Raw genomic sequence first — 26,461 nt, 5'->3', positions numbered from 1 at the left:
GGTCATGGATTTGCCCACCCGTGCACCCGAGCGCCCTGCGCGGCGACCCATTGTTTGGCATACTCGTAAGGATCCTGACGCTCCACCTGGAGCGCATAACTCATCTTCGTGGCGTCCTCAGGCTTGAGGTCGACCTGTTCCAGGAATTCGACCACCTTCGGATATTTTTTGCGCAGTGAGGTGGCGTAGGCGACATGGAAATGTGCGGTATCCCATGACACTGGCGCGCTGGACTTCGAGACCCAGAGCGGGTCCTCGGAAGGCAGCACGATCTTCCATTTTGCCGGGTCAAAAGGCGGCTCGGTAAGCCGAACAATGTCGTGCAGTTCAAACACGTGATGCGGTGCGTAGCAGGCAAACACCATCGGATGATCCGTGGCGACCGCGGCATCGACAGCCGCCATTCCGACATCCTCCGGCGTCTCCAGCAATGTCATTGACTTGGCATAGCCATAGCTGTTGGCGCGGACACGCTCGACAGCTGTTGAGGACCAACCCTCAGCACCAATCCAAAGTTCCCCACGCCCGTCCCGGTCAGTGTCCAACGCGGCAGTTTTGCGCGGGTCGGTGAGGTCCGAAATGTCACGAATCCCAAATTTGTCGGCAGTTTCGCGGGTAGCGCATATGCCTTGCCATGCCGGCACACCGATGGGACTGATGGCTACCGTGCCGGCACCGTCGACATACTTCTTCACCAGATTGTCCAGGTTGGGCAGCCAGATTTCGGGATGAATATCCACCTCGCCCGAATCGAGGCCGGCAAAGGCAATAAGCGTCCCCATCTCGCGCACATCGGCATCGAGCCCGAACTGTTCCTTCAGGCTGACCTTGAGAATGTTTGCCGTGGCCTGGCCCGACGGCCAGTTCGGCATTGCAATGACGAGATCAGCCGCGTGGACCGGGATGCTTACCGCCAGCATCGTCAATGCCGCCAGCGACATTTTCCGCAGACACTGCTGAAATCGGTTGTGCATTTTCTTCCCCCTCGCTTCGGTGCTGAAATGAACCGGGACGGGAACAACTTGTCGCGGCAAGCACCGGGTTGTGACACCAGCGCCATCTTCTGACGGCAACTGCTGAAGGTGCGGCAGTGCATCGGCCAAAGAAAGCGCCGTCACGTGCCGCCCCTGCACGCTACCCGATGACACTCCGTCTGGGAAGATGCTCACAACGCGGTCGCCGCGCCCAACTCTCAAAATGTCCGCGGGCACACGCCCTACGAACTGTGGGGGGCCGCATTAGAACGCCTTTGTAGGGAGGTCATTCGCAAGGCCATGTACAGCCGATTTCCCGGAAACCTTAGGTTTCCGGGAAATCAAGAACTTACAAAGGGATTTGGTGCCCAGAAGAGGACTCGAACCTCCACTCCTTGCGGAACACGGACCTGAACCGTGCGCGTCTACCAATTCCGCCATCTGGGCTGGTGCGGGCTCTTTAGGCGGGCAAAGGGTGAGTGTCAACGCGCTTTTTTTGAGAGCATGATCCCGAACCGAAGGTCCTCGTCAGCGAAAAGTGGGAACCGGATTTTGCTTTCGCTGACCTGCGGTTCGGAAAAGATCATGCTCAATCAGAAACACATCCCGCTCGCCGGCTCAGCCCTCCAGCACTTCCTTGGATGCCACGGTCGAATCGGCGTTGAGCTTGTAGATGACCGGCACGCCGGTGCCGAGCTCCAGTCTGACGATCTCCTCGCCCGACTTGCCGTCCAGCGCCATGATCAGTGCGCGCAACGAGTTGCCGTGCGCCGCCACCAGCACGGTGCCGCCGCGCAGCACATGCGGCTGCATGTCGTGCATGTAGTAGGGCCAGACGCGCGCGCCGGTGTCTTTCAGACTTTCGCCGCCGGGCGGAGGCACGTCGTAGGACCGGCGCCAGATATGCACCTGCTCCTCGCCCCATTTCTTGCGCGCGTCATCCTTGTTAAGACCGGAGAGATCGCCATAGTCACGCTCGTTCAGCGCCTGGTCGCGAATGGTCTCGAGATCGCTCTGGCCGACTGCGTCGAGAATGTGCTGGCAGGTCTTTTGCGCCCTGATCAGCGACGAAGTGAAGGCGATGTCGAATTTCATGCCGCGCGCCTTCAGCTTCGCGCCCGCCTCCTTGGCCTCGGCGTGGCCTAGCTCGGTCAGGTCGACATCGCGCCAGCCGGTGAAAAGGTTCTTCAGGTTCCATTCGCTCTGGCCATGGCGCACGAGCACGAGAGTTCCCGACATTTTTGCTCCTTCAGCTTGTGGATAGGATCGCCTCAGTTCAATCCGAGCACGTCCCGCATCGAATACAGCCCCGGCTTCCTGCCGCGCGCCCAAAGTGCGGCCTTGACCGCGCCGCGGGCGAAGATCGCCCGGTCCTCGGCATGGTGGGCGAGCGTGATGCGCTCGCCGATGCCGGCAAGCACCACGGAGTGGTCGCCGACCACCGAGCCGCCGCGCAGCGTGGCGAAACCGATCGAGCCGGTTCTTCGCACGCCGGTGTGGCCGTCGCGCACCCGAACGCTGTTCCCGTCAAGATCGATGCCGCGTCCGACGGCCGCGGCTTCGCCGAGCAGCAGCGCCGTACCCGAGGGTGCGTCGACCTTGTGCCGGTGATGCATTTCCAGGATCTCGATGTCGAAATCGTCGGCGTCGAGCGCGCGCGCCGCCTGCTCCACCAGAACCGCCAGCAGATTGACGCCGAGGCTCATATTGCCCGATTTGACGATCGTCGCGTGGCGCGCCGCAGCCTGGATCTTGGCATTGTCGTCCGTCGAGCAGCCAGTGGTGCCGATGACATGGGCGATACGCGCCTGCGCGGCATAGCCGGCGAATTCGACACTTGCCGCCGGGCTCGTGAAATCGAGCACGCCGTCGGCCTTGGCGAACGCCGGCAGCGGGTCGTCGCCGATCGCCACGTCGATATTGCCGATGCCGGCAAGCTCGCCGGCGTCCTTGCCGAGATGGGGCGAACCGGCGCGCTCGACGGCGCCGGCGACGCGTGCGCCCGGTATCGTGTGGACGGCGCGGATCAGCGCCTGGCCCATGCGGCCTGCCGCACCCACCACCACCAGGCCCATTTCATTGACGGGGGGGTCGTTTGTGGCCGTACCGTTCATAAAGTTCTCCCGATCGCCTTTTTTGCGCGCCGCACCGGAGTTTGGATTGGCTTGCCGTCGGCGACAAGTCCCAGCCCCTTGTTGCCCTGCACCCGATGGAAACGGGCATAGACGCTATGCGGGTCGGCCATCAGCGAGGCATGCGTGCCTTGTTCGACCAGCCGGCCCTGTTCCAGCACGACGATGTGGTCGGCGTTGACCACGGTCGACAGCCGGTGCGCGATGACGATGGTCGTGCGCCCTTCCATCACATGGGTCAGTGTTTGCTGGACACGCGCTTCCGCCTCGTTGTCGAGCGCCGAGGTCGCCTCGTCGAGCAGCAAGATCGGCGCCTGCCGAACGATGGCGCGGGCGATCGACACGCGCTGGCGCTGGCCACCCGACAGCGTTACGCCGCCTTCACCAACAGGGGTGTCATAGCCTTGCGGCTGCTGGCGGATGAAACTGTCGGCCTCGGCCTGTTGCGCGGCCAGTTCGATCTCGGTGTCGCTGGCGCTCAGCCGCCCGTAGCGGATGTTGTCGCGAATGGTGCCTTCGAACAGATAGGGCTGCTGCGAGACATAGGCGATGGAGCTACGCAGCGACCGCTTGGTGACGTTCGAAATGTCCTGACCGTCGACCTCGATGCTGCCCGCCTCGACATCGTGGAAACGCTGCAGCAGCGCCACTAGCGTCGACTTTCCGGCGCCGGAGGCGCCGACGATGGCCGTCATCTTGCCGGCGGCGGCAACGAAGCTAAGATCCTGCAGGACCGGCGCGTCGGCGACATAGCCGAACGACACATTGTTGAAGCGCACCTCGCCCCTGGTGATCTTCGCTTCGGCCGCTCCGGGCGCGTCGCCTTGCTGCGGCTCGAGGTCGAGCAGTTCGTAGATCATGCGTGCGTTGACCAGCGCGCGTTCCATGCCGACCTGCATGCGCGCCAGCCGGCGGGCCGGATCGTAGGCGAGCAGTAGCGCGGTGATAAACGCAAAGACGGCGCCAGGCGGCTGGCCGCCGACGGTTGCCCGGTAGCCGGAATAGGCGATGACGCCGGCGACGGCGAAGCCGGCCAGAATTTCGGAGATCGGCGTCAAACGTTCCGACACGCGGGCGATGCGGTTTGCCCGCCGCTCGGCGCTGACGACAAGATCGCTGATGCGGCGCGACAGCTCGTCCTCAAGCGTAAAAGCCTTGACGATGGCGATGCCTTGGGTGGCTTCCTGCATGGCGCCGATCAGCCGCGAGTTGATCTGCACCGCTTCGCGTGTGGCGCGCCTTATTCTGCGGCTCAGATAGACGACCGTGTAGATCAGCGGCGGCCCGATCAGCAGCGACATCAAGGAAAGCACCGGATCTTGCCAGACCATGACGCCGATCAGCGCGAGCAGCGATACGGCGTCGCGTGCCACGGATGTCAGCGTCATCGAGAGCAGGTCGCGGATGCCGTTGACGTTCTCGTTGATCTGAGCAGCCAGCCGCCCCGAGCGCGTGTCGTTGAAGAAACCGACACCGAGCTTCATCAGATGAGCGAAGATGCGGCGCTGGTAACGCGCCACCAGATTGTTGCCGATCCTGGCCAGCGTCACCGCCTGACCGTAGCTGGCCAGCCCGCGCAGCATGAAGGCGCCCAGGATCGATACACAGATCAGCGCAATGAGATCGCCGCGCTGCTCGTAGAAGATCTGGTCGACGACATCCTTCATGATCCAGGCGGTGAAGGCGGTCGTGGCCGCGACCGTCACCAGGCACAGAACCGCCAGAACATAATACCAGCGGTATTCGCGGCCGTTCTCGGCGAGGATGCGGCGGATCACCGCCACGATCTCGCCGGGCCGGGCTTTCGCTTGCTGGTTGGGCGACTGGTTCAAGTCGGGATCGTTCCGTGATGTCGGTTCGGCCTCGCGGCCGGGCTAACTCGGCAATCCTCTTAGCGCTCCGGTGGCGGTTTGCCTATGGCCGAGGCCGGCAAAACTTCATGGGATCAGGCCCGCCAGCGCCGCCCCGCCGTCTGGACGCCGAACAGCGAAGGGTTTCTGGCATAGGCCGCAAGGCCGGACAGCGCCGCCAGCGGATGGGTGATCACATAGACGGGCATGGTGCGCATCAGCTCGCTGTGCGGCGCCTTGTCCTCGAACGCGGCGCGGAAATTGCCCGCTTTCAGCGCCGGCAGGATTTTCTGGGCGATGCCGCCGGTCAGGAAGACGCCACCGCGGCTCATGAACACCAATGCAAGGTCGCCGGCGGTGCGCCCGAGGCAGGTGACGAACATCGACAGCGCTTCCTCGGCCACCGGATCTGACTTCGCCAGTGCCGCGGCGGTGATCTCGGCCGGCTTGGTGAAAGGCGCCGGCTTGCCGTCCGCCTTGGCAACCGCACGGTAGGCATTGACAAGGCCGCGTCCGGACAGGATCTGTTCGCCGGAAATGCGGCCCTCGATCGTCTCGATATGCGGAAACACCTCGAAGTCGCGCGGCGTACGCGGCCCGATGTCCATGTGGCCACCCTCGCCGGGTACCGGTATCCAGTGGTTCAGCGCGTAGACCAGGCCGGCGACGCCAAGCCCGGTTCCGGGACCGAGCACCACCCGTCCCGCATTGGGCTCCGGCGCATCGCCGCCGATCTTTTCCATATGCTCTTCGCCGAGCGCCACGACGGCCAGCGCCTGGGCCTCGAAATCATTGAGCACCACGACATCGCCGAGGCCGAGGCTGGCAAACATCTTTCTTGGCTTGACGATCCAAGGGCAATTGGTGAGCGGGATCTCGTCGCTGTCGACCGGGCCGGCCACCGCCAGCACGGCAGAGTTGGGCCGGACCGATGAGCGGTCGAGCACCGCCGCCTGGATCGCCTCGTCGATGGTGTTGAAATTGGCTGTCTGGACGATCTGGGGCTCGGTTGGTTCCGAGTTCGCGTCGAGCACGACCGAGAAGCGCGCATTGGTGCCGCCAATGTCGCCGATCAGGATCGGAAACCGCAACACAGTATCGCTTACGCTTGGCATGCTCTCATCCGTTCCGGTTCCCAGTGGCGTTTCGCCGTTCTTTTCGTTGACTAGCGCATGACCTGGAAAAGGGAAATCGGTTTTCAAAATGAGGCGGTCCACGGATCAAGAGCAAGATGAGATCAGATTGGCCAAACCAGCCCGGCAGGACGATCAGATTCCGGCCTGCAGGGTGAGGGGCAGCGCAAACGCCCCCGAGCAAAGCGTCAGTTCCCAGGTCGTGGTCGTGGCAGCGGAATGCCGATCTCGGGCGTTGCCGCGAAGGCGTTGACCGAGGCCGGAAGCGCCCCCGTGCCGCTTACGGATGCGCGCGCCGGCGGCGGAGCCGCCGCGAGAACGGGTGCAGTGGTGGCGGCCGCGACCGCCACGCCGTCGCCATAATAGGTGACCACCTCAGCCGAAGCCGGATCTGGCCCGTCGAGCACCGCCTGGCATTCGGCGGGCAGGCTCGCCATCGTCATCACGTCGCGCGCTTTCGGCCTGTCCGGGTTCTTGTTGGGGCGCCATGGTTCCTCGGTGAACCACCAGTCCAGCGATTTGTCGCAGCCCTCGCCGGGCGCCGTGGCGTCCTGTCGCTTGCAGTTGGGCGAGCCGGGCTGACAGCCGATGCGGATGTGGAAGTGATAGTCGTGGCCCCAGAACGGCCTGACCTTGCGCAGCCATGCGCGGTCGCCTTTCACCGTATCGCAGAGCTTCTTCTTGATGCCGGGATTGACCAGGATACGCTCGACTTCGGGATAGCTTGCCGCCCGCCTCAGGAGCCGCATATGTGCCGGTACCCAGATCGCATCCTTCACCAAATGGGTCTTTTCGTCGACAAGCAGGGTGGCGCTCATGTTTTCGCGCTGGTTGATCGAAAGCTTGCGGTCGGGCATCGGCGTCAGCCAGATGTCGGCGTCGAGGCCGATCTGATGCGAGGCGTGGCCGGTCAGCATCGGCCCGCCGCGCGGCTGCGAAATGTCGCCAACCAGCAGGCCGGGCCAGCCGTCGGCCGCCGCGTCGCGCGACAGTTTCTCGATCAGCGCGATCATCGTCGGATGGCCCCAGCGGCGATTGCGCGAAGGCCGCATCACCTCCCATTTGGGGCCGTCTAGGGGAATGGCGACGCCACCCGCAAAGCAGCCCTTGGAATAAAAGCCGATGGATTGCGGCGCGGCCACGGCCGGCAGCGTTTTGGCGCCGAACAGGTTTTTCGCCAGTTCCTCGGCCGCTGTAGGTTGCGCCGCAAGCCCCGCCAGGGTGAGGACGAGCGCTGCTAATGGATGTCGCCCAAAAGTGCGCAGCGGTTTTGGGACAACGACATGCATAAATAGAAATTTAAAGCGCGTCGCGACGCGCTTTAGCAGCATTGCTCTGCCGGGCATTGATTGCTTCAGCGTTTTCATGAAGCAGAACCCCTCTGCGAATTTAAGTCGAATCATATCACGCCCGGCTCAAGGTTTCGATCACGACCGCTTCATCGGGCTGCGCGGCTCGCCGTCACGCCAGGTGTCGTCAGCCCACATTCGATCGAAGGCCGACCGGTAGTCGGGAAAGCGAAAACGATAGCCGGCCGCTTTGATCGCCGTATTGGCGACACGCTTGTTCTCGCCATAGAAGGACCGCGCCATGGGCGAAAGTTGGGCGGTTTCGAACGGAATCTCGGGCGGCGGCGTGACGCCCATCAGCCCTGCGGCGTAGGCGACGACATCCTGCGGCGGTGCTGGCAGATCGTCGGTGACGTTGAAGATGCCGCCGCGATTGACTCTGGCCAGATGCAAGAGCGCCCCCGCAATGTCGTCGCAATGGATGCGGTTGAATACCTGGTCCGGCTTGACCAGCCGCCGGGCGGTGCCGTTTTCCAGATTGACCAGGGCATTGCGGCCCGGCCCGTAAATCCCGGACAGCCGCAGGAGCGCTACCGGCCGGCCGATCTCCCAACCCAGTTTCAGCCAGTCCTGCTCGGCGGCGACGCGCATCGCCGAGCGCTTCGACACCGGCCGGCATTCGGAGGTCTCGTCCACCCAGCCGCCGCCATGGTCGCCATAGACGCCGACTGTGGAGAGATAGCCGATCCATTCGAGCGCCGGCATCTTCGCCGCGATTGTTCCACGCGCTGCATTCAGCACCGGGTCGCCGGCCTCGGCCGGCGCCACTGAGACGACGAGATGGGTTGTTTTCTCAAGCGCATCGCCGATTTCGGGTGTCAGCGCGTCATCGAAAAGCAGCGGCGCGATTCCGGCCTGCCGCAGCGCTTCGAATTTCTCCGGCGCGCGTGTCGTGCCAAGGATCGTGCCGGCATCCTCGTTGGCGCGGGCAAACGCCTTGCCCGAATAGCCGGCGCCGAAAATGAAGATCTGCTTCTCGCTCATGCGTGCGCCTCGATTTGCTTTGCCAGCGCCAGGCGCCATTCACGTTGCACGGCCTCGTCGCTTTCCGCTTTGACCGCGGCGGCGGCACATTTGGCAAATCCCGAAGCGGGCACAAGCCGGGATAGCGCCCATACCGCCGCCCCGCGCACCAGGGGCGAGGCATCGCTGAGCAGCGCGCGCACGGCGCTGCCGAGCGAGGAATCGCCGGAATTGCCGGCGGCGATCAGCACATTGCGGACAAAGCGGTCGCGGCCGATGCGCTTGATCGGCGACCCGCTAAAGAAGGATCGGAAAGCAGTGTCGTCTAGCGCCAAGAGATCGGCGAGGCGCGGTTCGCGCAAATCGTCGCGCGCGGCAAGCTTCACCTCGGACGCAGCCCGGGCAAACTTGTTCCACGGGCAGGCGGCGAGGCAGTCGTCGCAGCCATAGATGCGGTTGCCGATCTCTTCCCGGAACTCATGCGGGATCGGCCCCTTGTTCTCGATGGTGAGATAGGAGATGCAGCGCCGTGCATCGAGCCGGTAAGGTGCGGGAAAGGCGTCGGTCGGACAAACGTCGAGACAGGCGCGGCACGAACCGCAATGGTCGTCCTCGGGCGTATCGGGTGCAAGCTCGGCCGTCGTGAAGATAGTGCCGAGGAACAGCCAGGAGCCGTGCTCGCGGCTGACCAGATTGGTGTGCTTGCCTTGCCAGCCGAGGCCGGCGGCTTCGGCCAGCGGCTTTTCCATCACCGGGGCGGTGTCGACGAACACTTTTACGTCGCTCCCCGAGCGCGCCACGATCTTGCCGGCGATCTCTTTCAGCCGGCCTTTCATCACGTCGTGGTAATCGCGGTTCTGCGCGTAGACGGAGATCGCGCCGCGGTCGTGCTTCGCCAGGACGGCGCGCGGATCGTGGTCGGGGCCGTAATTCATGGCCAGCACGATGACGGAGCGAACCTCAGGCCAAAGTGCTGTCGGCTCGCCCCGGCGTTCGAGCGTCTCGGCGATCCAGCCCATCGAGCCGTGGAAGCCGTCGGCGACAAATTCGGCAAGCCGGGCCGGCGCCTGCGGGATGGCATCGGGCGTGGTGACGGCAACGGCATCGAAACCGGCGCGCTGCGCCTCGCGGTCGATCAGCGCGCGCAGGTTTTCCGCTCTAGAAATCGAGGTCCGCATAATGTGACACCGGCGACAGGCCGCGCACCCGGTCGGACAAAAGCGGCCGGAACGATGGCCGTGATTTCACCCGTGCATACCATTCGCGCGCGGCAGCGTGTTCGCGCCAGTCGATCTCGCCGAGATAGTCGAGCACCGACAGCGCAGCCGCAGCCGCGAGATCGGCATAGGTGACCTTGTTGCCGGCCAGCCAATGGCGTGTGCCAGCCAGCCAGTTGGTGTATTTCATGTGCTGGCGGATATTGGCGCGCGCGGCGCGGATCGCCGCCGAATCGGGCGAACCGCCGCCCGCCGTTTCCGGCATGACCGGTTTCAGCACGCGCTCGCGCACGAGGTGCCGTGTCACTTCGCTATCGGCCTTGTTGAGATACCAGTCGGTCAGCCGGCGGATTTCCGCGCGCCCCATCGGGTCCTCGGCGAATAGCCGCTTGTCGCGCTTGAGGACGCCGCGCGTCTCGTCGAGATACTCGGCGATGACCATGGCGCCGACGATCGGCACGTCCCCCTCGGCAAGCAGGATCGGCAGCGTGCCGGCCGGGTTCAGCGCCAGGAACTCCTTGCGCCGCATCCACGGCTTCTCCTCGATCAGCGCCAGCTCCTCGCCATACTCGCCGAAAGCTAGGCGCACGAACCGGCAGGAGGCGAACATCGGGTGGTGGAAAAGCGTCAGCATGGTCCCGCGATAATAGAGCGCACTGGCAAATCGCCGGCTGCGCCGGTAAGTCTTGGCCGCCCCGATTCACCGGGCCGTCAGGGTGCTGCGACCTATAGGAGGAGTTCCGCGCCATGACAAGCAAGCCGTTCTTCAAGTTCCCACTCGAACGCCGAGGTTGCCATGGAAAGCCAGACCATCGTCGAAGCGCTGCTGCTCGGCATGATCGAGGGCCTGACCGAATTCATTCCGGTCTCGTCGACCGGCCATATCCTGCTAGCCGGCCATTTTCTCGGCTTCCACTCGACCGGCAAGGCCTTCGAGATCCTGATCCAGCTCGGCGCCATACTGGCAATCCTCAGCGTCTATTTCCATCGTCTGTGGCAGATGCTGATCGATCTGCCGCGTGATCGGGGGACGCGGCATTTCGTCCTCGGCATCCTCGTCGCCTTCCTACCGGCGGCCGTCATCGGCGCGCTGGCGCATGGCTTTATCAAGACGGTGCTGTTTGAATCGCCGAGGCTGATCTGCATCATGCTGATCATCGGCGGCGTCGTGTTGTTGTGGGTGGATCGCCTCAAGCCGAAGCCGCTCTACCACGATGTCGAGCGGTTTCCGCTCAGGCTCTATCTGCAGATCGGACTGTTCCAGTGCCTTTCACTGATCCCCGGCACGTCGCGCTCCGGCTCGACGATCGTCGGCGCGCTGCTTCTGGGCGTCGACAAACGGGCGGCCGCGGAATTCTCCTTCTTCCTCGCCATGCCGACGATGGTCGGCGCCTTTGCCTTCGACCTCTTCAAGAACCGCAATGTGCTAACCAGCGCCGATCTGCCGGTCATCGCCGCCGGGTTCATCGCCGCCTTCGTCGCTGCGCTTATCGTCGTGCGCTTCCTGCTCAACTACGTCTCGCGCCACGGCTATTCGCTGTTCGGCTGGTGGCGGCTGGTCATCGGCACCGTCGGGCTGGCGGCGCTGTTCATCTGGGGGTGAGGCGGCACAGGTCTGACTGCCGGGGTTGCCGTTCAGTTTCGCCCGTAGAAAACATTCTCGACATGCACCGGCCAGCGCCACGGCAGCACCGCGACCATGTCGAAGCGCACCGACAATCTTCCATAGTAGGATTGACGCGACAGCCAGAGATCGGCGGCGCTTTCGATGCGGCGCTCCGACTCGTAGCGAACAGCCTCCATGGCTTCCATCAGCGTGCGGCGGGCCTTCACCTCGACGAACAGCACCAGGTCGCCGCGCCGCGCGATCAGGTCGATCTCGCCGAACCGCGTGCGGTGGCGGCGCGCCAGGATCCGGTAGCCTTTCACCATCAAAGCAGCAGCCGCCAGCCACTCGCTGCGGTGGCCGCGCCGGTAGGCCTGCTGGCGGCTGGCGACCGGGCGCTCAGCCATCGCCGTCTTTCCCGGTGTCGCCATCCTTCCCGGCATCCCGATTCTTCCCGCTATCCTTGAGCTCGAGCAATCGCCGGTAGAGCGCCTGCTTCTGGCCGCCGGTCATCTTGGCAGCCTCCGCCGCCGCCTTGGAGGCCGGCATCTCGTCGGCAAGCGAAAGCAGAAGCCGGTCGATATCGGCCGGCTCGTCGGCCGTTGCTTCCGACGGGCCGACGCAGATGACGATCTCGCCCTTCGGCGTATCGGTCGCCGCGTAGTGATCGGCAAGCGACTGCAAGGTGCCGGTCCGCATCTCCTCGAAAGTCTTGGTCAGTTCGCGCCCGATCGCGGCTCTGCGCGCTCCACCCAGCGCCTCGACCGTGGCGCCGAGCGTCTCGGCCAGCCGGCGCGGTGATTCGAAGAAGATCAGCGTCGCCGGCACTTGTTTCAGCGCTTCCAGACGCGTCAGCCGCTGACCGGCCTTCACCGGCAAAAACCCGGCGAACAGGAAGGCGTCGGAGGGCAAGCCCGACGCCGTCAGCGCTGCAAGCGGCGCCGACGGGCCAGGGATCGGCACGACGCGAATGCCCTGGTCGAGAGCCTCGCCGACCAATCGGTAGCCGGGATCCGAGATCAGCGGCGTGCCGGCATCCGAGATCAGCGCCACGCTCTGCCCGGCCAGCAAGGCTGCGATCAGCTTCGGCCCGGCCTCGCCGGCGTTGTGCTCGTGATAGGCTGACGTGCGGCGGCGGATGCCGTAGCGGTCGAGCAGCACGCGGCTGACACGCGTGTCCTCGCAGGCGACGATGTCGGCGGCGGCGAGCGTTTCAAGCGCCCGTAATGTGATGTCGGCGAGATTGCCGATCGGCGTTGCCACCAGGTAGAGCGCCGGCGCGAGCGGCCGGGCCGATATCTCGGTCTGGCCGATCACATAGCTGCGTTTTGCCAACTCGCCGGTCACTGGTGTCCCTCGTTAGAGCGCCGAGCGTGTATGGACGCGCGCGAGACGTTCTAACATTTTGAATGCGTTCGACCCCTGTTTGGCACGGCTCACGCCGGGTTGCAAAACCCCCAGGCCAAAGTGAGATGGCCGCCATGTCCTTGCCACAGTACGGAACGAAACCATGCCCGGCGGGTTTTATCCCTGATCTCGGGAGGAGCAGGATGGACAGCCTTAAGATACAGGACGTTTTCGAACCGTATTATGCCGGCCGCAGGCGCTTCGCCGCGCGGAAGGATAGGAGCCGGCCTGCAGAGACCGAGGTCAGCTTGGCGAAAAAGCCGCCAAAGCGTCGTCCATCAAAGGCGACCAATCTGGAAATCGAACCCCTCGACCGACACCGGCAGCACGATGGAGCACTGACCAGACGATGCCCAATCGCTTCGACATTTTCATCACCCGCCTTGAAACGAAAAGCGCCCGCAATGGCGCACCATCATACCCTACAAGCGATCAGCACCGCGCCCGCCGCGCCAAGGGCGATGCCAAGCCGGCTCGCTCCGGTGGGGTGATCGCCGAGAAAGACCACGCCAAGCGCCGTCACAAGCACGATGCTTAGACGCCGCTCTCAACCCAAATATCTCAAGACGCGCGTCTCAAGCAGCCGGATCAAGGCTGGGTCCATGAATTCATAATCGTCCGGAATGTCGAGGCAGATCACGCGAGCCTTCTTCAGGCTTGTCTTGAATTTCTGCTGCAGCTTGGCGCGGTGCGCCTTCTCCATCACGAAGATGATGTCAGCCCAGGCTACGAGTTCATGCGTCAGTGGATTGTCGGCATCATGGTTGGTGCCGGCCGATGCGACTTCGATGTCCCTGCGGCCGGAAAATACTTGCTCGGCCGTAGGGCTCCGCAAGCGGTTCTGGCTACAGACGAAGAGGACGTTCTTCACCGGCTACCGCGCCAGGTCGGCCACCACCGCATCAAGCACGATCATGCCGGCCGGCGTGGCGCGCAGGCGGGCATTGCCGATCGGCGCCACCAGCCCCTCGCCCTGCAGCACCGACAGCCGTGCCGTCGACAGGCCGCGCCCGGAAAACGCTTCGTAGCGCGAAAGATCGATGCCCTCGGCCAATCTCAGCCCCATCAAGAGGAACTCGTCGGCCTCTTCCGAGCGCGTCAGGGTCTCGCCGCCGGTGATGCCATGGCCCTTGGCCTCGACCAGATTGGCCCAGGTTTCCGGCATTTTCTCCGCGATCGTCACCACGCGGCGGCCGTTTTCGACGAAACGGCCATGCGCGCCGGGACCGACGCCGACATATTCGCCATAACGCCAATAGGTGAGGTTGTGCCGGCTTTCCGCTCCTGATCTGGCGTGGTTGGAAATCTCGTAGGCCGGAAGCCCATGGGCGGCGGTGATCTCCTGCGTCAGCGCGTAGAGATCGGCGGCATGGTCGTTGTCGGGAATGGCGAATTTCTTGGCCGCATGCAGCGCGTGGAATGGCGTGCCTTCCTCGATGGTCAGCTGGTAGAGCGACAGATGATCGGCGGCGTGGCCAATCGCCTGTTCGAGCTCGGCCTGCCAGGCTTCAGGGGTCTGGCCGGGCCGCGCGTAGATCAGGTCGAAGGATAGCCGCGGAAAGATCTCGCGCGCCAGACCAATCGCATGCAGCGCTTCATCGACATTGTGCAGCCGGCCGAGGAAGCGCAGGTCTTTGTCGTTCAGCGCCTGCACGCCGAGCGACACGCGGTTGACACCCGCTGCCCGGTAGCCGTGAAAGCGCTCGGCCTCGACCGAGGAGGGGTTGGCTTCCAGCGTCACCTCGATGCCATCAGGCACCGTCCAGTTCTTCGCCACCGCGTCCAGCACCGTCGCCACGGTTTGCGGTTTCATCAGCGACGGTGTGCCGCCGCCGAGAAAAATGCTGGTCACCTCGCGCGGCCCGGTGCGGTCGCGCATTGTCGCAAGCTCGGTCTCGAAGGCGCGTGCAAAACGCTCCTGGTCGACCGGCTGGTGACGGACATGGCTGTTGAAGTCGCAATAGGGGCACTTGGCCGCGCAGAACGGCCAGTGGATGTAGACGCCGAAGCCGGGGCTGCGGTCGAGCAGCATGGTCATGCCGAGCCCGATTGTGCCAAATCCACTCTGGCCTGCGCGAATTTCTGGAAGGCGCGGGCGCGGTGCGACAATGCCGTCGGCTGGCCGGGCTTCCAGCCGTGTTTTTCCTCTGCGGTCATCTCGCCGAAGGTCTTTTGGAAACCGTCCGGCACGAACACCGGGTCGTAGCCGAAGCCGAGTTCGCCGCGCGGCGGCCACACCAGCGTGCCCTCGACCTCGCCGCGAAAATATTCGGCCGCGCCGTCGGGAAAGGCCAGGCAGATGACGGCGACGAAGCGGCCCTTGCGCTGGGCAGGCGCGACCGCTCCGATTTCCTGCAATGCCACTTCCGCTCGCCGCATCGCCATGCCGAAGTCACGCGAACCGTCCGGCGCCTCGGCCCAATTGGCGGTGTAGACGCCGGGCGCTCCGCCCAGCACATCGACACACAGGCCGGAATCGTCCGACAATGCCGGCAGGCCTGTCGCCTTGGCGGCAGCAAAAGCCTTGATATAGGCGTTCTCCTCGAAGGTGGTGCCGGTCTCGTCCGGCTCCGGCAGGCCGTATTCCTTGGCCGACTTCGCTTCAATGCCGAATGGCGCCATCAGATCGGCGAATTCGCGCAATTTGCCGGCATTGTGGCTGGCGACGACAATTCTGTGCCCATCAAGCGAATGCATCAGATGCCCCAGATTCTTGGCTCGGCGAATTCGATCGAATTGCCGGAGGGGTCGCGAATATAGATCGAGTGGCCGCCCTGCGGCCATTCGAACTCGCTTTCGATGGCGATTTTCTTCTGCTCAAGATGCGCTCTCCAGCGTACGATCTCGTCCGCGCTCGCCGCAAAGCAGAGATGGCCATCGCCGACAGTGCCATGCGTCGGCACTTTCAGCCTGGCGTCGGGCGCCGGCGGCACCTTGGTCGCCTCGGCGTTGAAGATGAGCAGCACGCCGTTCCCGCAACGGAAGAAAAGATGCCTGCCGTCGGCCTTGCCCAGCAGATCGAGCCCAAGCACGTCGGAATAGAAGTCCTGCGCGGCATCGAGGTCGGTCACGTAGAGAGCTGATTCGAGGATGGCTGAAGGGGTCATGACAGAATCGAAGGTTAACCTACAGCCATCTGCTGCAGGCTGACCAGTCGTTGGATGCCCTTCTTGGCCAATTCCATCAGCGCCGTGAACTGCTCTTCCGAGAAAGGCTCGCCCTCGGCCGTGCCTTGGATCTCGACGATGCCGCCCTTGCCGGTCATGACGAAATTGGCGTCGGTGCCGGCCGAGGAATCCTCGAGATAGTCGAGGTCGATGACCGGCTGGCCGTCATGGATGCCGCAGGAAATCGCCGCAACATGATCCTTCAGCACCTTGGCGACGCTGGCCATCTGCCGGGCTTCCATCCAGCGCAGGCAGTCGTAAAGCGCCACCCAGCCGCCGGTGATCGAGGCGGTGCGCGTGCCACCATCGGCCTGGATCACGTCGCAGTCGACGGTGATCTGCTGCTCGCCGAGCGCCTGCAGATCGACCACGGCGCGCAGGGAACGGCCGATGAGCCGCTGGATTTCCAGCGTGCGGCCGCCTTGCTTGCCGGCCGAAGCTTCGCGGCGCATGCGCTCGCCGGTCGAGCGCGGCAGCATGCCGTATTCCGCCGTCACCCAGCCCTTGCCGGAATTGCGCATCCAGCCTGGCACCTTTTCCTCCAGGCTCGCCGTGCACAGCACATGCGTGTCGCCGAACTTCACCAGGCACGAACCTTCCGCGTGCTTGGAGACGCCACGCTCGAAGGAGATGGCGCGCATTTCGTCGAATTGGCGTTTGGAAGGGCGCATTCAGGCTTCTTTCTTGTCATTTTTCGGAATCGTGGCCGGCTTGTAGCCGCATGGGGCGCATGGCGCAAAGGAAAATGGCCGGTTGCGCGGGCGCGGCCGAAGTCTATATCCTTGGGCCGGAGGTTTTTGGCCCGCATGACCAAAGCAGTCGATCCCGGTTCGCAGTCGCCCGTGCTCCAGTCGCCCGCACTTCAATCGCTTGACATGCGTTCGCGCGACATCTTTCGACGCATCGTCGATTCTTATCTGAAGGACGGCGAGCCGGTCGGCTCACGCAGCCTGTCGCGGATCCTGCCGTCGTCGCTGTCGCCGGCTACCATCCGCAACGTGATGAGCGATCTCGAGCATCTCGGCCTGATCTATGCGCCGCATATCTCGGCCGGCCGGCTGCCGACCCAGGCCGGCCTGCGCTTCTTCGTCGATGCCTTCATGGAGCTTGGCGACCTCTCCGACGAGGAGCGCCGCATCATCGAGGCGCAGGTGCGCGCGTCCGGCTCGGGCGCAACGCTGGAACACATGCTCACCGAGGCCAGCCAGATGCTGTCCGGCATGTCGCGCGGCGCTGGCCTCGTGCTCGCCGCCAAGAACGAGGTGGCGCTCAAGCACATCGAATTCATCCAACTCGAGCCGACCAAGGCGCTGGCCGTGCTGGTGTCGCAGAACGGCGACGTCGAAAATCGCGTCGTCGACCTGCCCGCCGGCATCACTATCTCGCAATTGCACGAAGCCTCGAACTTCCTCAATGCCCACATCCGCGGCCGCACGCTGGCCGAGGCGCGGATCGAGATCGCCCGCATCAAGGAAGAGACCAGGGCCGCCCTCGACACGCTGTCGCAGGATCTGGTCGAGAAGGGCCTTGCGGTCTGGGCCGGCGCTGAGAGCGGCCTGCCGGCGCGTCTCATCGTGCGCGGCCGCGCCAATCTGCTGGAAAACGTCACCGCCCAGGCCGACATCGAACTGTTACGGCATTTGTTCGAGGATCTGGAGACGCAGGACGGGCTGATCCAGCTTCTCGACCTTGCCGAGGAAGGGTCCGGCGTGCGCATCTTCATCGGCTCGGAAAACAAGCTGTTTTCGCTGTCGGGCTCGTCGCTGGTCGTGGCGCCTTATCGCGACAAGGACGCCCGCGTCATCGGCGCGCTCGGCGTCATCGGCCCGACCCGGCTGAACTACGCTCGCATCGTGCCGATGGTCGACTATACCGCGCAGCTTATTTCCCGCATGCTGCGGTAACGACATGCACAAGAACAAGGAACTAAAGCCCGTCGCAGCTTCCCTTCGAACGCGAAGCGCTTAGGGCGGACCTCAAGGAGAAAAAAATGGCGCTGGAATCATTCAAAGCCCAGATCAGCCTGTTGCTCGAGCAGATGATCAACCAGCCCGAGGATCAGCATGAAGTGCAGGAACAGCTGCGCGAAAAGCTGAGGGAAATGCGCGCCATGGGCTTGCCGCTGCCGGCCGATCTCGTTGAACTGGAAAAGCGCCTCGACGACGATTTTTACGCGGCCGGGAACTGAGCTTCGAAACGGAGCCGAGATCCCTTCAAATCTGCGGTGGCCAAGGACGGCGAGCTGATCCTCACCGAGGACGGCAACGGCACATCTGGCGCGTTCCCTACGGCGGCAGCCCGTGCTGACCGGCGGGTTCGCCCGGCCGGCCCGGCCCTGGTGCAATCGAATCCGGCCTCAGGGGGTACACGCCTGCCCGCCCCCGTGCGACAAGGCGCAGTCTTAAAAAGTTGATTCCGATTTTCGGGGTCGTGCGCTGAAGCCGAAACCATGACCCTCACCGGATTCCTCGCCTATAGCGCGGCCCTCGCCATCGCCGCGGCGATCCCTGGCCCAGGGCTCACCGCGCTCATTGCGCGTGCGCTTGGATCCGGCTTTCGCTCGGCGCTCGCCATGTCCTTCGGGCTGATGCTCGGCGATCTCACCTATCTCACAGCCGTGGTGCTCGGCCTCGCCTTCGTCGCGCAGACCTTCGGCATGGCCTTTCTGGCAATCAAATGGCTGGGTGTCGCTTATCTCGCCTTCCTAGGCTGGCGTTTCTGGACCAGCGGCATCACGCCCGAAACGGTCGAGGCGAAGAAGGGCAAGGGCGGGCTGGTGTCGAGCTTTGTTGCCGGCCTCGTCGTTACGCTCGGCAATCCGAAGACGATGATCTTCTATCTCGCCATCACGCCGACCATCGTAGATCTGAAGACCATCACGGTCGCCGACTACGGCATCCTCGTCGCGCTGACGCTGTTCGTGCTCCTGGTGGTTCTGGTGCCTTATCTGGCGCTGGCGGCCAAGGCGCGCGGGCTCCTGAAGTCGCCGCGCGCGCTGAGGGCGCTAAACCGCACCGCCGCCGGTTTCATGGTCGGAGCGGCAGCTGCGATCGCCGTCCGGCAATAGGCATTTCACGGCCAAGCCATTCCGAAAACAGGCTACTGCCTGAAATGCTTTTCCGGGGCGAAGCTGTTTTCAGCATGCGCCCCACTCGGATATTTTCAACCGACAGACTATCTTGCGCGGCGGACGGCCCTATCTTATGCCGCCTGACTTTGCCTGACGGACTCTGCCCTATCTGACTCTGGCCTATCTGACCTCTGGGGAGCGAAACCAATGAACAAGCCCACCACCGCGCACACGCCCGGCCGCGGCCGAATCTACAATTCGATCACCGAGACGATCGGTGACACGCCGCTGGTGCGGCTCGACAAGTTCGCCGGGGAAAAAGGCGTCGTTGCCAATCTGCTGGCCAAGCTCGAATTCTTCAACCCGATTGCCTCGGTCAAGGATCGCATCGGCGTCTCCATGATCGAGGCGCTGGAGGCATCGGGCAGGATTGCACCCGGCAGGACCACGCTGATCGAGCCGACCTCGGGCAATACCGGCATCGCGCTCGCTTTCGCCGCCGCCGCCAAGGGCTACAAATTGATCCTGACCATGCCGGAAACCATGTCGGTCGAACGCAGGAAAATGCTGGCGCTGCTCGGCGCCGAGCTGGTGCTGACCGAAGGGCCGAAAGGCATGAAGGGCGCCATCGCCAAGGCCGACGAGCTGGCGGCGACGCTGCCCGACGCCGTCATTCCGCAGCAGTTCGAGAATCCGGCCAACCCGGAAATCCACCGCCGCACCACGGCTGAGGAAATCTGGAACGACACCCATGGCGAAGTCGACATCTTCGTCGCCGGCATCGGCACCGGTGGCACCATCACCGGCGTCGGCCAGGTGCTGAAGCAGCGCAAGCCCTCCGTGCATGTCGTCGCCGTCGAGCCGGAAGCCTCGCCGGTGCTGTCGGGCGGTCAGCCCGGTCCGCACAAGATCCAGGGCATTGGCGCCGGCTTCGCGCCAAAAATCCTCGACACGACGATCTATGACGAGATCGTCAAGGTCTCCAACGAGGATTCGGTCGCCAATGCGCGGCTCGTCGCCCGCCTCGAAGGCGTGCCGGTAGGCATCTCGTCGGGCGCTGCCCTGCAGGCGGCGATCGTCGTCGGCTCGCGGCCGGAGAACAAGGGCAAGAACCTCGTGGTGATCATCCCGTCCTTCGCCGAGCGCTATCTGTCGACGATCTTGTTCGAAGGGCTGGGGGCTTAGGTTCTCGACACTTCGTCATCCCAGGGTCTGCGCTCCGCTTCGTTCCTGCTCCGCCCTGGGAGCACGAAGGCGGCTAGCCTTCAGCCAATCTCGAAGGTTTGCGCGAGTCCCCCTATGGCGCGACAGGCTCCAGCTTGTGCATCGAGGACCTGGATGGCAGCGCTGGACTGCTGAAAAAACACCTGTGGCGGGCCGCCGCTTGCTTGAGCAAAGCGGCGCTTCCGGTTCAGATCGTCACCGGCCTTGCACTGGCTGGCGGAGGATCTGATGTACAAGCTCTATACCCGTGCCAACACCGGCGGCTTTGTCGTCGAGGCGGCGCTCGCATTGGCTGGCGTGCCTTTCGACCAGATCGACGTTCCGAAGTCGGCCTCGCCTGATCAGGCCTTTCTCGACATCAGCCCGTTGAACCAGGTCCCGGTCCTGATCTTGCCGGACGGAAGCTCGATGACCGAATCGGCAGCGATCTGCATCCTGCTTGCCGAGCGCCACCCGGAGGCGGGTCTGGCCCCGACGGCGAGCTCATCCGCCCGCGCCGACTTCCTGCGCTGGATGACCTTCATGTCGTCGGTCATCTATCCGGCCGACCTGCGGTTCTACTACGCCCATCGCTACACGGCCGACCCCAGCGGCATGGACGCGGTGAAGGAGGCTGCGGTTGCCGAAATGGATCGCGGCTTTGCCATTCTCGATGCCGCCCTAGAAGGCCGGGACTGGCTGGTCGGCGACCGGCTCTCGCTGGCCGACGTCTACCTCGTCATGCTGGTGGCCTGGCATCCCGAGATTGAAAAGGTCCCCAGCGCCTGGCCAAACATCGAACGCCTGTGGGCCGGATTGCGGGAGCATCAGGTGATGAGGAAACTGAACGCCTCCCACGATATGTGGCCGGCCTGAACCGATCGCCTGTCTCAGGCTTTCTCCGCGCGGCCGAGCCCCGCCCGTCGTTCCTGAAGGAACCGGCGCACGGCCGGATCGCGTTCAAGGCCGATCGCTCGATCATAGGCTGCGGCCGCTTCCGGAGTCTTACCGAGTCTGGCCAGAAGACCGGCGCGCGCTGCCCAATAGGGCTGGTAGTCGGCAAGCCGCTTGTCGCCGCCAAGCTCATCAAGTGCGCTCAATCCCGCCGCGGCGCTGTCGGCCTCGGCAATGGCGACCGCGCGGTTGATCGACACCACCGGCGAGCCGGCAATCACCGATAGTGCATCGTAAAGATGTTTGATCGCGATCCAGTCGGTCCGTCCGGTCAGCCGCCGCGCCGTGTGGGCGGATTGCAGGGCCGCTTCGAGCTGGTAGCGGGCGACAACGCCCTTGGCCGCGGCGCGCCTCAGCAATGTCTCCGCTTCGTCGATCATGGCGCCGTCCCACAACACAAGCTCCTGCTCGGCCAATGGCACATAGTCTCCGACGGCATTGCGCCGCGCCGCCCGCCGCGCCTCGGCAAACAGCATCAGGGCCAACAGGCCAAGCGCTTCGGGCTCGTCCGGCATCAGCGAGGCCACGAGCCGGCCGAGCCAGATGCCTTCGGTCGCGAGGTTGCGGCTCCGGGTTTCGGTGCCGGCCGGGTCGGACCAGCCTTCGGCAAAGGCGGCGTAGATCGCTTCCAGCACCGCATCCAACCGCTCGCCGAGCTCGGCTCTTTCAGGCACGCGGAACGGAATGCCGGTCTCGCGGATACGGGCCTTGGCGCGTACCAGGCGCTGGCCCATCGTTGCCGGTGACACCAGGAAGGCCGAGGCAATCGTCGCCGCGTCGAAGCCTAAAATGGTCTGCAGGATCAGCGGCGCGCGCACGCCCGCCTCGATTGCCGGATGGGCGCAGGCAAACATCAGCCTGAGCCGCTCGTCGGGCAGGTCTTCGTCGGTCATGCGTGCCTCCATCTCCTCGGCGATCAGCCTCAGATGGTCGCGGCTGGCCTCGCTTGTCAGCCGCCGCCGGATCGCGTCGACCCGGCGCCTGCGCGCCACCGCCAGCAGCCAGGCTTCCGGCTTCCCGGGCACGCCGGTTTGCGGCCAGCGCTCCAGCGCCGCCGCAAACGCATCGGCCAGCGCGTCCTCGGCGCCGGCCACGTCACGCATGCGTGCGGCAAGATAGGCGACTAGTTTGCCGTAACTCTGGCGGGCGGTCGCCTCCGCCGCCGCCCGCGCTGTGTCGGACTCTTGCCCGGTCACATGGTCAATTCCCAGATCGGCCGAACCTCGACCGTGCCGGTGCTGGCACCCGGGCAGCGCGCTGCCCAGGCAATCGCCGCGTCGACGTCCTCCGCCTCGATCATGTAGAAACCGGCAAGCTGTTCCTTGGTGTCGGCATAAGGGCCGTCGAGCACGTTGGTCTTGCCATCGGTTATCCGCACCGAGGTGGCGGATTGCGTCGGCTTCAACCGATCGCCGGCGAGCCAGGCGCCGGATTTCTTCAACGCTTCCGTGTAGCTGACATAGGCGCTCGACATCTGGGTCACCGCATCCGCTGGCGCCGCGGCCATCCCAGCTTCGTTTCCGTAGATCAAAAGCATGTATCGCATGATCTTCTCCCATATCTCGAAGGCTGCATCGTTGCGAGCCGGACGTATGTCGTGCGGCCTCGTTCGATTTCGACAGGCGTTGGAAAAATCTTTCGTCCGCGGTGGCGTCTTGTGCAAGCGGGCATATGTTTCGCGCCCACTCAACCGTTGGTCTAATCAGGGCAATTGCGGGTTGGCATTTCCCGCCCGCTGTCTAAACTCGCCTCGGGTCGTGCTGAAGGGACAGTGCGGCGGCAAATATTCAGGGAGGAAATCATGATGCTCAATTTCAGGACGAAGTTTGTTGCCGCCGGCGCGCTGGCGCTGTCGCTTGGCCTTGGCGCGGTGTCGGCCAAGGCGCAGGAGTTCATCAACGTGCTGACCGGCGGTACCTCCGGCGTCTACTATCCGCTCGGTGTCGCGCTGTCGGAAATCTACGGCAAGGGCATCGAAGGCGCCCGCACCCAGGTGCAGGCGACGAAAGCATCGGTCGAGAACCTCAACCTGTTGCAGCAGGGCAAGGGCGAGATCGCCTTCGCGCTCGGCGATGCCGTCAAACTGGCCGCCGAGGGCAACACCGAAGCCGGCTACCCGGGCAAGCTCGACAAGCTGCGCGGCATTGCCGCCATCTATCCCAACTACATCCAGATCGTCGCCAGCAAGGAGTCCGGCATCAAGACGCTCGCCGACCTCAAGGGCAAGAGCCTGTCGGTCGGCGCGCCGGCCTCCGGCACCGAGCTCAACGCCCGCGCCATCTTCGCCGCCGCCGGGCTGAAATACGAGGATCTGGGACGGGTCGAATATCTGCCCTTCGCCGAATCGGTCGAGCTCATCAAAAACCGCCAGCTCGACGCCACGCTGCAATCGGCTGGCCTCGGCGTGGCCTCGATACGCGACCTCGCCACGTCGGTGCCGATCAACGTCGTTGCCGTCCCGGCGGAGGACGTTGCCAAGATCGGCTTGCCCTATCTTTCGGTGGCCATTCCCAAGGGCACCTATGAAGGCCAGACCGAGGATGTCGCGACAGCCGCCGTCGGCAATTTCCTTATCACCCACGCCGATGTCTCCGACGAGACCGCCTATCAGATGACCAAGCTGCTGTTCGATAACCTCGACCAGATCGCCTCCGCTCACGCCGCCGCCAAGGCGATCGACCTAGCCAAGGCGCTCGACGGCATGCCGGTGCCGCTGCATCCAGGCGCCGAGAGGTATTACAAGGAGAAGGGGCTCATCAAGTAAGCCGTCCCCCTCCCCCTTGAGGGGAGGGTGCCGAGCGAAGCGAGGCGGGTGAGGTCGGTTCAGGCCGCGCACTGCCGCAACGACCCCACCTGTCCATCCGCCTTCGGCGGCTGTCCACCCTCCCCTCAAGGGGGAGGGGAACCGCCCGCCAGGAACCCGCCAATGACCGACGCCCATCGCGAAACCCCGACCGTTCTTTCCCCCACCGCCGAAGCTCCCGTCGAAGGCCTGCCGCCCGGTTTTGGCGAAGGGCTCGCCGGCAAGGCCGCCTTTCTCATCGCCGTCGCCTTCTCCATCTTCCAGCTCTACATCGCCGCCTATGGCAGCCTTCCGAGCCAGGTGGTGCGCGCCATGCATGTCGGTTTCCTGCTGCTGCTCGGCTTTGGGCTGATCGCCAATCTGCGCGCCAAAAACGCACCAGCGAAAGCAGCGTTCTGGGCGCTCGGCGTGCTCGGTTTTGCCACCGGCGTGTACAATTGGGTGTTCTATGCCGATCTCATCCGGCGCTCCGGCTTCCTCACCACGCCGGACCTGATCGTCGGCGCGGTGCTGATCGTGCTGGTTTTCGAGGCCGCGCGCCGGCTGATGGGGCTGCCGCTTGCCTTCCTCGCCTTCGTCTTCCTCGCCTACGCATTCGCCGGCAATCATCTGCCGCCGCCTTTCATTCATCGCGGCTATGATTTCGCCCAGCTCGTCGACACCTATGCCTTTGGCACCGAAGGCATATACGGCACGCCGGTCTACGTCTCGGCCGCCTACATCTTTATCTTCGTCGTCTTCGCCGCCTTTCTCGAACGCGCCGGCATGATCGCGCTGTTTAACGATTTCGCGCTTGGCCTGGTCGGCTCGTGGCGCGGCGGCCCGGCCCAGGTCTGCGTTCTGTCCTCGGGACTGATGGGCACCATTTCCGGCTCTGGCGTCGCCAACGTGGTGGCCAGCGGCCAGTTCACCATCCCGCTGATGAAGCGCTTCGGCTTCCGTTCGGCCTTCGCCGGCGCCGTCGAGGCAACCTCTTCGATGGGCGGCCAGATCATGCCGCCGGTGATGGGCGCGGTCGCCTTCATCATGGCCGAGACGCTGAACATTCCCTATGCCGAGGTGGTCAAGGCAGCGATCATCCCGGCGCTGCTCTATTTCGGCGCCTGTTTCTGGCAGGTCTACCTGGAAGCCGGCAAGGCCGGCCTGCAGGGCATGGCCAAGGCGGACCTGCCCAATCCATGGGACGCGGTGAGAAGACATTGGCCGCTGGTGCTGCCGCTGGCCGCGCTCATCTATCTGCTGTTTGCCGGCTACACGCCGATCTTCGCCGGTACCATGGGCCTGGCGCTGACCATTGTGCTCATCCTCGGCACGCCGCTGGCGGCGTTGATCGGGCCGCTTGCCTTCCGCATCGTCTTCTGGCTGGCGCTGGGGCTTGCCGCCGCCTCTTTTATGCGGTTCGGCGTCAACATCCTCAGCCTTGTGATCGCCGGGCTCGTTGTCGCCTGCCTCGCCTTCAAGGGTGGGCGCGAGACGCTGCAGATATGCATAGATTCGCTCGCCGAAGGCGCCAGGAACGCGCTGCCAGTCGGCATCGCCTGCGCCATCGTCGGCATCGTCATCGGCACTTTGACGCTCACCGGCATCGCCTCCACCTTCATCGGCTGGATCATTTCCATCGGCGAGAACAATCTGTTCCTGTCGCTGGTGCTGACCATGCTCACATGCCTGGTGCTCGGCATGGGCATACCGACGATCCCCAACTACATCATCACCTCGTCGCTGGCCGGGCCGGCACTGCTGTCGCTCGGCGTGCCGCTGGTGGTCAGCCATATGTTCGTTTTCTATTTCGGTATCATGGCCGACCTCACCCCCCCGGTGGCGCTGGCCGCGTTCGCCGCCGCGCCCATGGCCAGGGAGAGCGGCCTCAAGATCGGCATCCAGGCCACCAAGCTTGCCGTCGCCGGCTTCGTCGTGCCGTTCATGGCGGTCTATACCCCGGCACTGATGTTGCAGGACCCCGGTCCGATTGCCGCCCAGTTCGGCTATCCCGTCGAGGTCGCCTATGTCGTCGCCAAGGCGTGCATGGCCATAGTCCTGTGGGGGGCGGCCGCCGTCGGCTTCCTCGCCCGGCGCATGGCGTTGTGGGAACGTTTCGTCGCCTTCGCTGCCGGCGCGCTGCTGGTTGCCGCGCTGCCTGTCACCGACGAGGCCGGCTGGGCGCTTTCTCTTGCCTGGATCGGCTGGCACTGCTGGCGCGCGCGGCAGACGTCCGCCACCGGGACCGCATGAGCCTCTGTATCCTGGCCGCCGGCAAGACGGTGACGCTCACTGTGGCCTCCTTCACGCTCGCCTGGACGCATTCGGTGGAAAAGACGCATTGGCAGGAAGACTGGAAGGTGCTGCCTTCCGGTTTGCAAATCGTCGAGGCTCGGATCAAGGGCTCGGGCGCCGGCATGGAGCCGCCCGAGGGCGCCGTGCTGCGGGACGGCTGGTGGGCCTACACGCCCGCGATCAAACCTCAGCCGCGCCTCGTGCTCGCCGCATCTGGCGCGACCGGTGGAGGCTGGACGCTCTGCACGGTTGAAGACTGTCGCGAACTGGCCCAGGCGGCAGGCGGCACGATCGTACTGGAGCCGTGCGGGCCGGAAGGTTTCAGCCAGCCGCGGTAGCGGACGATTGTGCCGGCCTCA

At 64.4% G+C, this 26,461-nt stretch carries 28 protein-coding genes and 1 tRNA gene; 10 read left to right on the top strand and 19 right to left on the bottom strand.

Annotated elements, in window-relative coordinates; translation table 11 throughout:
* Positions 1–2: 2 nt before the first annotated feature.
* The 10 genes from IQ26_RS29930 to IQ26_RS29885 form a co-directional block, all read right to left on the bottom strand.
* A complete protein-coding gene (locus tag IQ26_RS29930; RefSeq protein ID WP_145721945.1) occupies positions 3–974 on the bottom strand; it encodes an ABC transporter substrate-binding protein in 972 nt (323 codons plus the stop codon).
* A 362-nt stretch (positions 975–1,336) separates the two neighbouring features.
* Positions 1,337–1,421 (bottom strand) — tRNA-Leu (locus tag IQ26_RS29925).
* 171 nt (positions 1,422–1,592) lie between these two features.
* Positions 1,593–2,213, bottom strand: a complete 621-nt coding sequence (locus tag IQ26_RS29920) for a 2,3-bisphosphoglycerate-dependent phosphoglycerate mutase (protein WP_145721934.1) — start codon at positions 2,211–2,213, stop codon at positions 1,593–1,595.
* Positions 2,214–2,245: 32 nt separating this feature from the next.
* A complete protein-coding gene (gene dapB, locus IQ26_RS29915) occupies positions 2,246–3,088 on the bottom strand; it encodes a 4-hydroxy-tetrahydrodipicolinate reductase (RefSeq protein ID WP_145721933.1) in 843 nt (280 codons plus the stop codon).
* On the bottom strand, positions 3,085–4,938 hold the full coding sequence (locus IQ26_RS29910) for an ABC transporter ATP-binding protein (RefSeq protein WP_145721932.1): 1,854 nt from the start codon (positions 4,936–4,938) through the stop codon (positions 3,085–3,087). The genes dapB and IQ26_RS29910 overlap by 4 nt, the downstream gene beginning before the upstream one ends.
* A 113-nt stretch (positions 4,939–5,051) precedes the next feature.
* On the bottom strand, positions 5,052–6,071 hold the full coding sequence (locus IQ26_RS29905) for a glucokinase (RefSeq protein ID WP_145721931.1): 1,020 nt from the start codon (positions 6,069–6,071) through the stop codon (positions 5,052–5,054).
* 206 nt (positions 6,072–6,277) lie between these two features.
* Positions 6,278–7,378: a penicillin-insensitive murein endopeptidase gene (gene mepA, locus IQ26_RS29900; protein ID WP_145721944.1), complete on the bottom strand. Its 1,101-nt coding sequence runs from the start codon at positions 7,376–7,378 to the stop codon at positions 6,278–6,280.
* A gap of 138 nt (positions 7,379–7,516) precedes the next feature.
* The gene (locus IQ26_RS29895) at positions 7,517–8,422 is read right to left on the bottom strand and encodes an SDR family oxidoreductase (protein WP_145721930.1); all 906 of its coding nucleotides are present in this window, start codon (positions 8,420–8,422) and stop codon (positions 7,517–7,519) included.
* On the bottom strand, positions 8,419–9,579 hold the full coding sequence (queG, locus tag IQ26_RS29890; protein ID WP_145721929.1) for a tRNA epoxyqueuosine(34) reductase QueG: 1,161 nt from the start codon (positions 9,577–9,579) through the stop codon (positions 8,419–8,421). Before queG ends, IQ26_RS29895 begins: the two co-directional genes overlap by 4 nt.
* A complete protein-coding gene (locus IQ26_RS29885) occupies positions 9,560–10,252 on the bottom strand; it encodes a glutathione S-transferase family protein (protein ID WP_126036306.1) in 693 nt (230 codons plus the stop codon). Before IQ26_RS29885 ends, queG begins: the two co-directional genes overlap by 20 nt.
* Positions 10,253–10,414: 162 nt before the next feature.
* On the opposite strand from IQ26_RS29885, the gene IQ26_RS29880 reads away from it, so the two are divergent.
* On the top strand, positions 10,415–11,221 hold the full coding sequence (locus IQ26_RS29880) for an undecaprenyl-diphosphate phosphatase (protein ID WP_145721928.1): 807 nt from the start codon (positions 10,415–10,417) through the stop codon (positions 11,219–11,221).
* 32 nt (positions 11,222–11,253) lie between these two features.
* Here IQ26_RS29880 and IQ26_RS29875 read toward each other — a convergent pair whose 3' ends face one another.
* Both IQ26_RS29875 and rsmI read right to left on the bottom strand, forming a co-directional pair.
* On the bottom strand, positions 11,254–11,631 hold the full coding sequence (locus IQ26_RS29875) for a YraN family protein (RefSeq protein WP_145721927.1): 378 nt from the start codon (positions 11,629–11,631) through the stop codon (positions 11,254–11,256).
* Positions 11,624–12,571, bottom strand: a complete 948-nt coding sequence (gene rsmI / locus IQ26_RS29870; RefSeq protein ID WP_145721926.1) for a 16S rRNA (cytidine(1402)-2'-O)-methyltransferase — start codon at positions 12,569–12,571, stop codon at positions 11,624–11,626. Before rsmI ends, IQ26_RS29875 begins: the two co-directional genes overlap by 8 nt.
* A gap of 409 nt (positions 12,572–12,980) precedes the next feature.
* On the opposite strand from rsmI, the gene IQ26_RS29865 reads away from it, so the two are divergent.
* A complete protein-coding gene (locus IQ26_RS29865) occupies positions 12,981–13,169 on the top strand; it encodes a hypothetical protein (protein WP_145721925.1) in 189 nt (62 codons plus the stop codon).
* Between the two features lie 9 nt (positions 13,170–13,178).
* Here the strand turns inward: IQ26_RS29865 and IQ26_RS29860 are convergent, their stop codons facing one another.
* From IQ26_RS29860 to rph, 5 genes are read right to left on the bottom strand one after another with little or no spacing between them, the layout of a single operon-like run.
* Positions 13,179–13,502 carry a low molecular weight protein tyrosine phosphatase family protein gene (locus IQ26_RS29860; protein ID WP_145721924.1) on the bottom strand — a complete coding sequence of 108 codons (324 nt, stop codon included), beginning with the start codon at positions 13,500–13,502 and terminating at the stop codon, positions 13,179–13,181.
* Positions 13,503–13,505: 3 nt separating this feature from the next.
* Entirely contained in the window at positions 13,506–14,669 is a 1,164-nt protein-coding gene (hemW, locus tag IQ26_RS29855; protein WP_145721923.1) for a radical SAM family heme chaperone HemW, read from the bottom strand.
* Complete coding sequence (gene rdgB / locus IQ26_RS29850) at positions 14,666–15,328, bottom strand: RdgB/HAM1 family non-canonical purine NTP pyrophosphatase (protein ID WP_145721922.1); 663 nt, start codon at positions 15,326–15,328, stop codon at positions 14,666–14,668. The genes hemW and rdgB overlap by 4 nt, the downstream gene beginning before the upstream one ends.
* The gene (locus tag IQ26_RS29845) at positions 15,328–15,738 is read right to left on the bottom strand and encodes a VOC family protein (RefSeq protein ID WP_145721921.1); all 411 of its coding nucleotides are present in this window, start codon (positions 15,736–15,738) and stop codon (positions 15,328–15,330) included. Before IQ26_RS29845 ends, rdgB begins: the two co-directional genes overlap by 1 nt.
* A gap of 14 nt (positions 15,739–15,752) precedes the next feature.
* Positions 15,753–16,469: a ribonuclease PH gene (gene rph, locus IQ26_RS29840; protein WP_145721920.1), complete on the bottom strand. Its 717-nt coding sequence runs from the start codon at positions 16,467–16,469 to the stop codon at positions 15,753–15,755.
* A 135-nt stretch (positions 16,470–16,604) separates the two neighbouring features.
* Here rph and hrcA point away from each other — a divergent pair, with 135 nt between their 5' ends.
* The 5 genes from hrcA to IQ26_RS29815 all read left to right on the top strand — a co-directional run bounded on the left by hrcA (position 16,605) and on the right by IQ26_RS29815 (position 20,947).
* Positions 16,605–17,702, top strand: coding sequence for a heat-inducible transcriptional repressor HrcA (gene hrcA, locus IQ26_RS29835; RefSeq protein WP_145721919.1), 1,098 nt, complete (start codon positions 16,605–16,607; stop codon positions 17,700–17,702).
* 86 nt (positions 17,703–17,788) lie between these two features.
* Positions 17,789–17,986 carry a hypothetical protein gene (locus IQ26_RS29830; RefSeq protein WP_126036330.1) on the top strand — a complete coding sequence of 66 codons (198 nt, stop codon included), beginning with the start codon at positions 17,789–17,791 and terminating at the stop codon, positions 17,984–17,986.
* Positions 17,987–18,247: 261 nt separating this feature from the next.
* The gene (locus tag IQ26_RS29825) at positions 18,248–18,865 is read left to right on the top strand and encodes a LysE family translocator (protein WP_145721918.1); all 618 of its coding nucleotides are present in this window, start codon (positions 18,248–18,250) and stop codon (positions 18,863–18,865) included.
* A gap of 210 nt (positions 18,866–19,075) precedes the next feature.
* Positions 19,076–20,053, top strand: coding sequence for a cysteine synthase A (cysK, locus tag IQ26_RS29820; RefSeq protein WP_145721917.1), 978 nt, complete (start codon positions 19,076–19,078; stop codon positions 20,051–20,053).
* 267 nt (positions 20,054–20,320) lie between these two features.
* Positions 20,321–20,947, top strand: a complete 627-nt coding sequence (locus IQ26_RS29815) for a glutathione S-transferase family protein (protein WP_145721916.1) — start codon at positions 20,321–20,323, stop codon at positions 20,945–20,947.
* 14 nt (positions 20,948–20,961) lie between these two features.
* On the opposite strand, the gene IQ26_RS29810 is transcribed toward IQ26_RS29815, so the two are convergent.
* Positions 20,962–22,221 carry an RNA polymerase sigma factor gene (locus IQ26_RS29810; protein ID WP_145721915.1) on the bottom strand — a complete coding sequence of 420 codons (1,260 nt, stop codon included), beginning with the start codon at positions 22,219–22,221 and terminating at the stop codon, positions 20,962–20,964.
* On the bottom strand, positions 22,218–22,571 hold the full coding sequence (locus tag IQ26_RS29805; RefSeq protein WP_145721914.1) for a YciI family protein: 354 nt from the start codon (positions 22,569–22,571) through the stop codon (positions 22,218–22,220). Before IQ26_RS29805 ends, IQ26_RS29810 begins: the two co-directional genes overlap by 4 nt.
* Positions 22,572–22,829: 258 nt before the next feature.
* Here IQ26_RS29805 and IQ26_RS29800 point away from each other — a divergent pair, with 258 nt between their 5' ends.
* The 3 genes from IQ26_RS29800 (at position 22,830) to IQ26_RS29790 (ending at position 26,440) form a co-directional block, all read left to right on the top strand.
* Positions 22,830–23,789 carry a TAXI family TRAP transporter solute-binding subunit gene (locus tag IQ26_RS29800; RefSeq protein ID WP_145721943.1) on the top strand — a complete coding sequence of 320 codons (960 nt, stop codon included), beginning with the start codon at positions 22,830–22,832 and terminating at the stop codon, positions 23,787–23,789.
* Positions 23,790–23,951: 162 nt separating this feature from the next.
* On the top strand, positions 23,952–26,060 hold the full coding sequence (locus IQ26_RS29795; protein ID WP_145721913.1) for a TRAP transporter permease: 2,109 nt from the start codon (positions 23,952–23,954) through the stop codon (positions 26,058–26,060).
* A complete protein-coding gene (locus tag IQ26_RS29790; RefSeq protein ID WP_145721912.1) occupies positions 26,057–26,440 on the top strand; it encodes a DUF1850 domain-containing protein in 384 nt (127 codons plus the stop codon). The genes IQ26_RS29795 and IQ26_RS29790 overlap by 4 nt, the downstream gene beginning before the upstream one ends.
* Positions 26,441–26,461 lie beyond the last annotated feature (21 nt).

The sequence above is a fragment of the Mesorhizobium tianshanense genome, from assembly GCF_007830515.1.
GTDB lineage: Bacteria > Pseudomonadota > Alphaproteobacteria > Rhizobiales > Rhizobiaceae > Mesorhizobium > Mesorhizobium tianshanense.
Note: the sequence above shows the minus strand (reverse complement) of the source record. Positions and strands in the feature narration are given on the sequence as shown.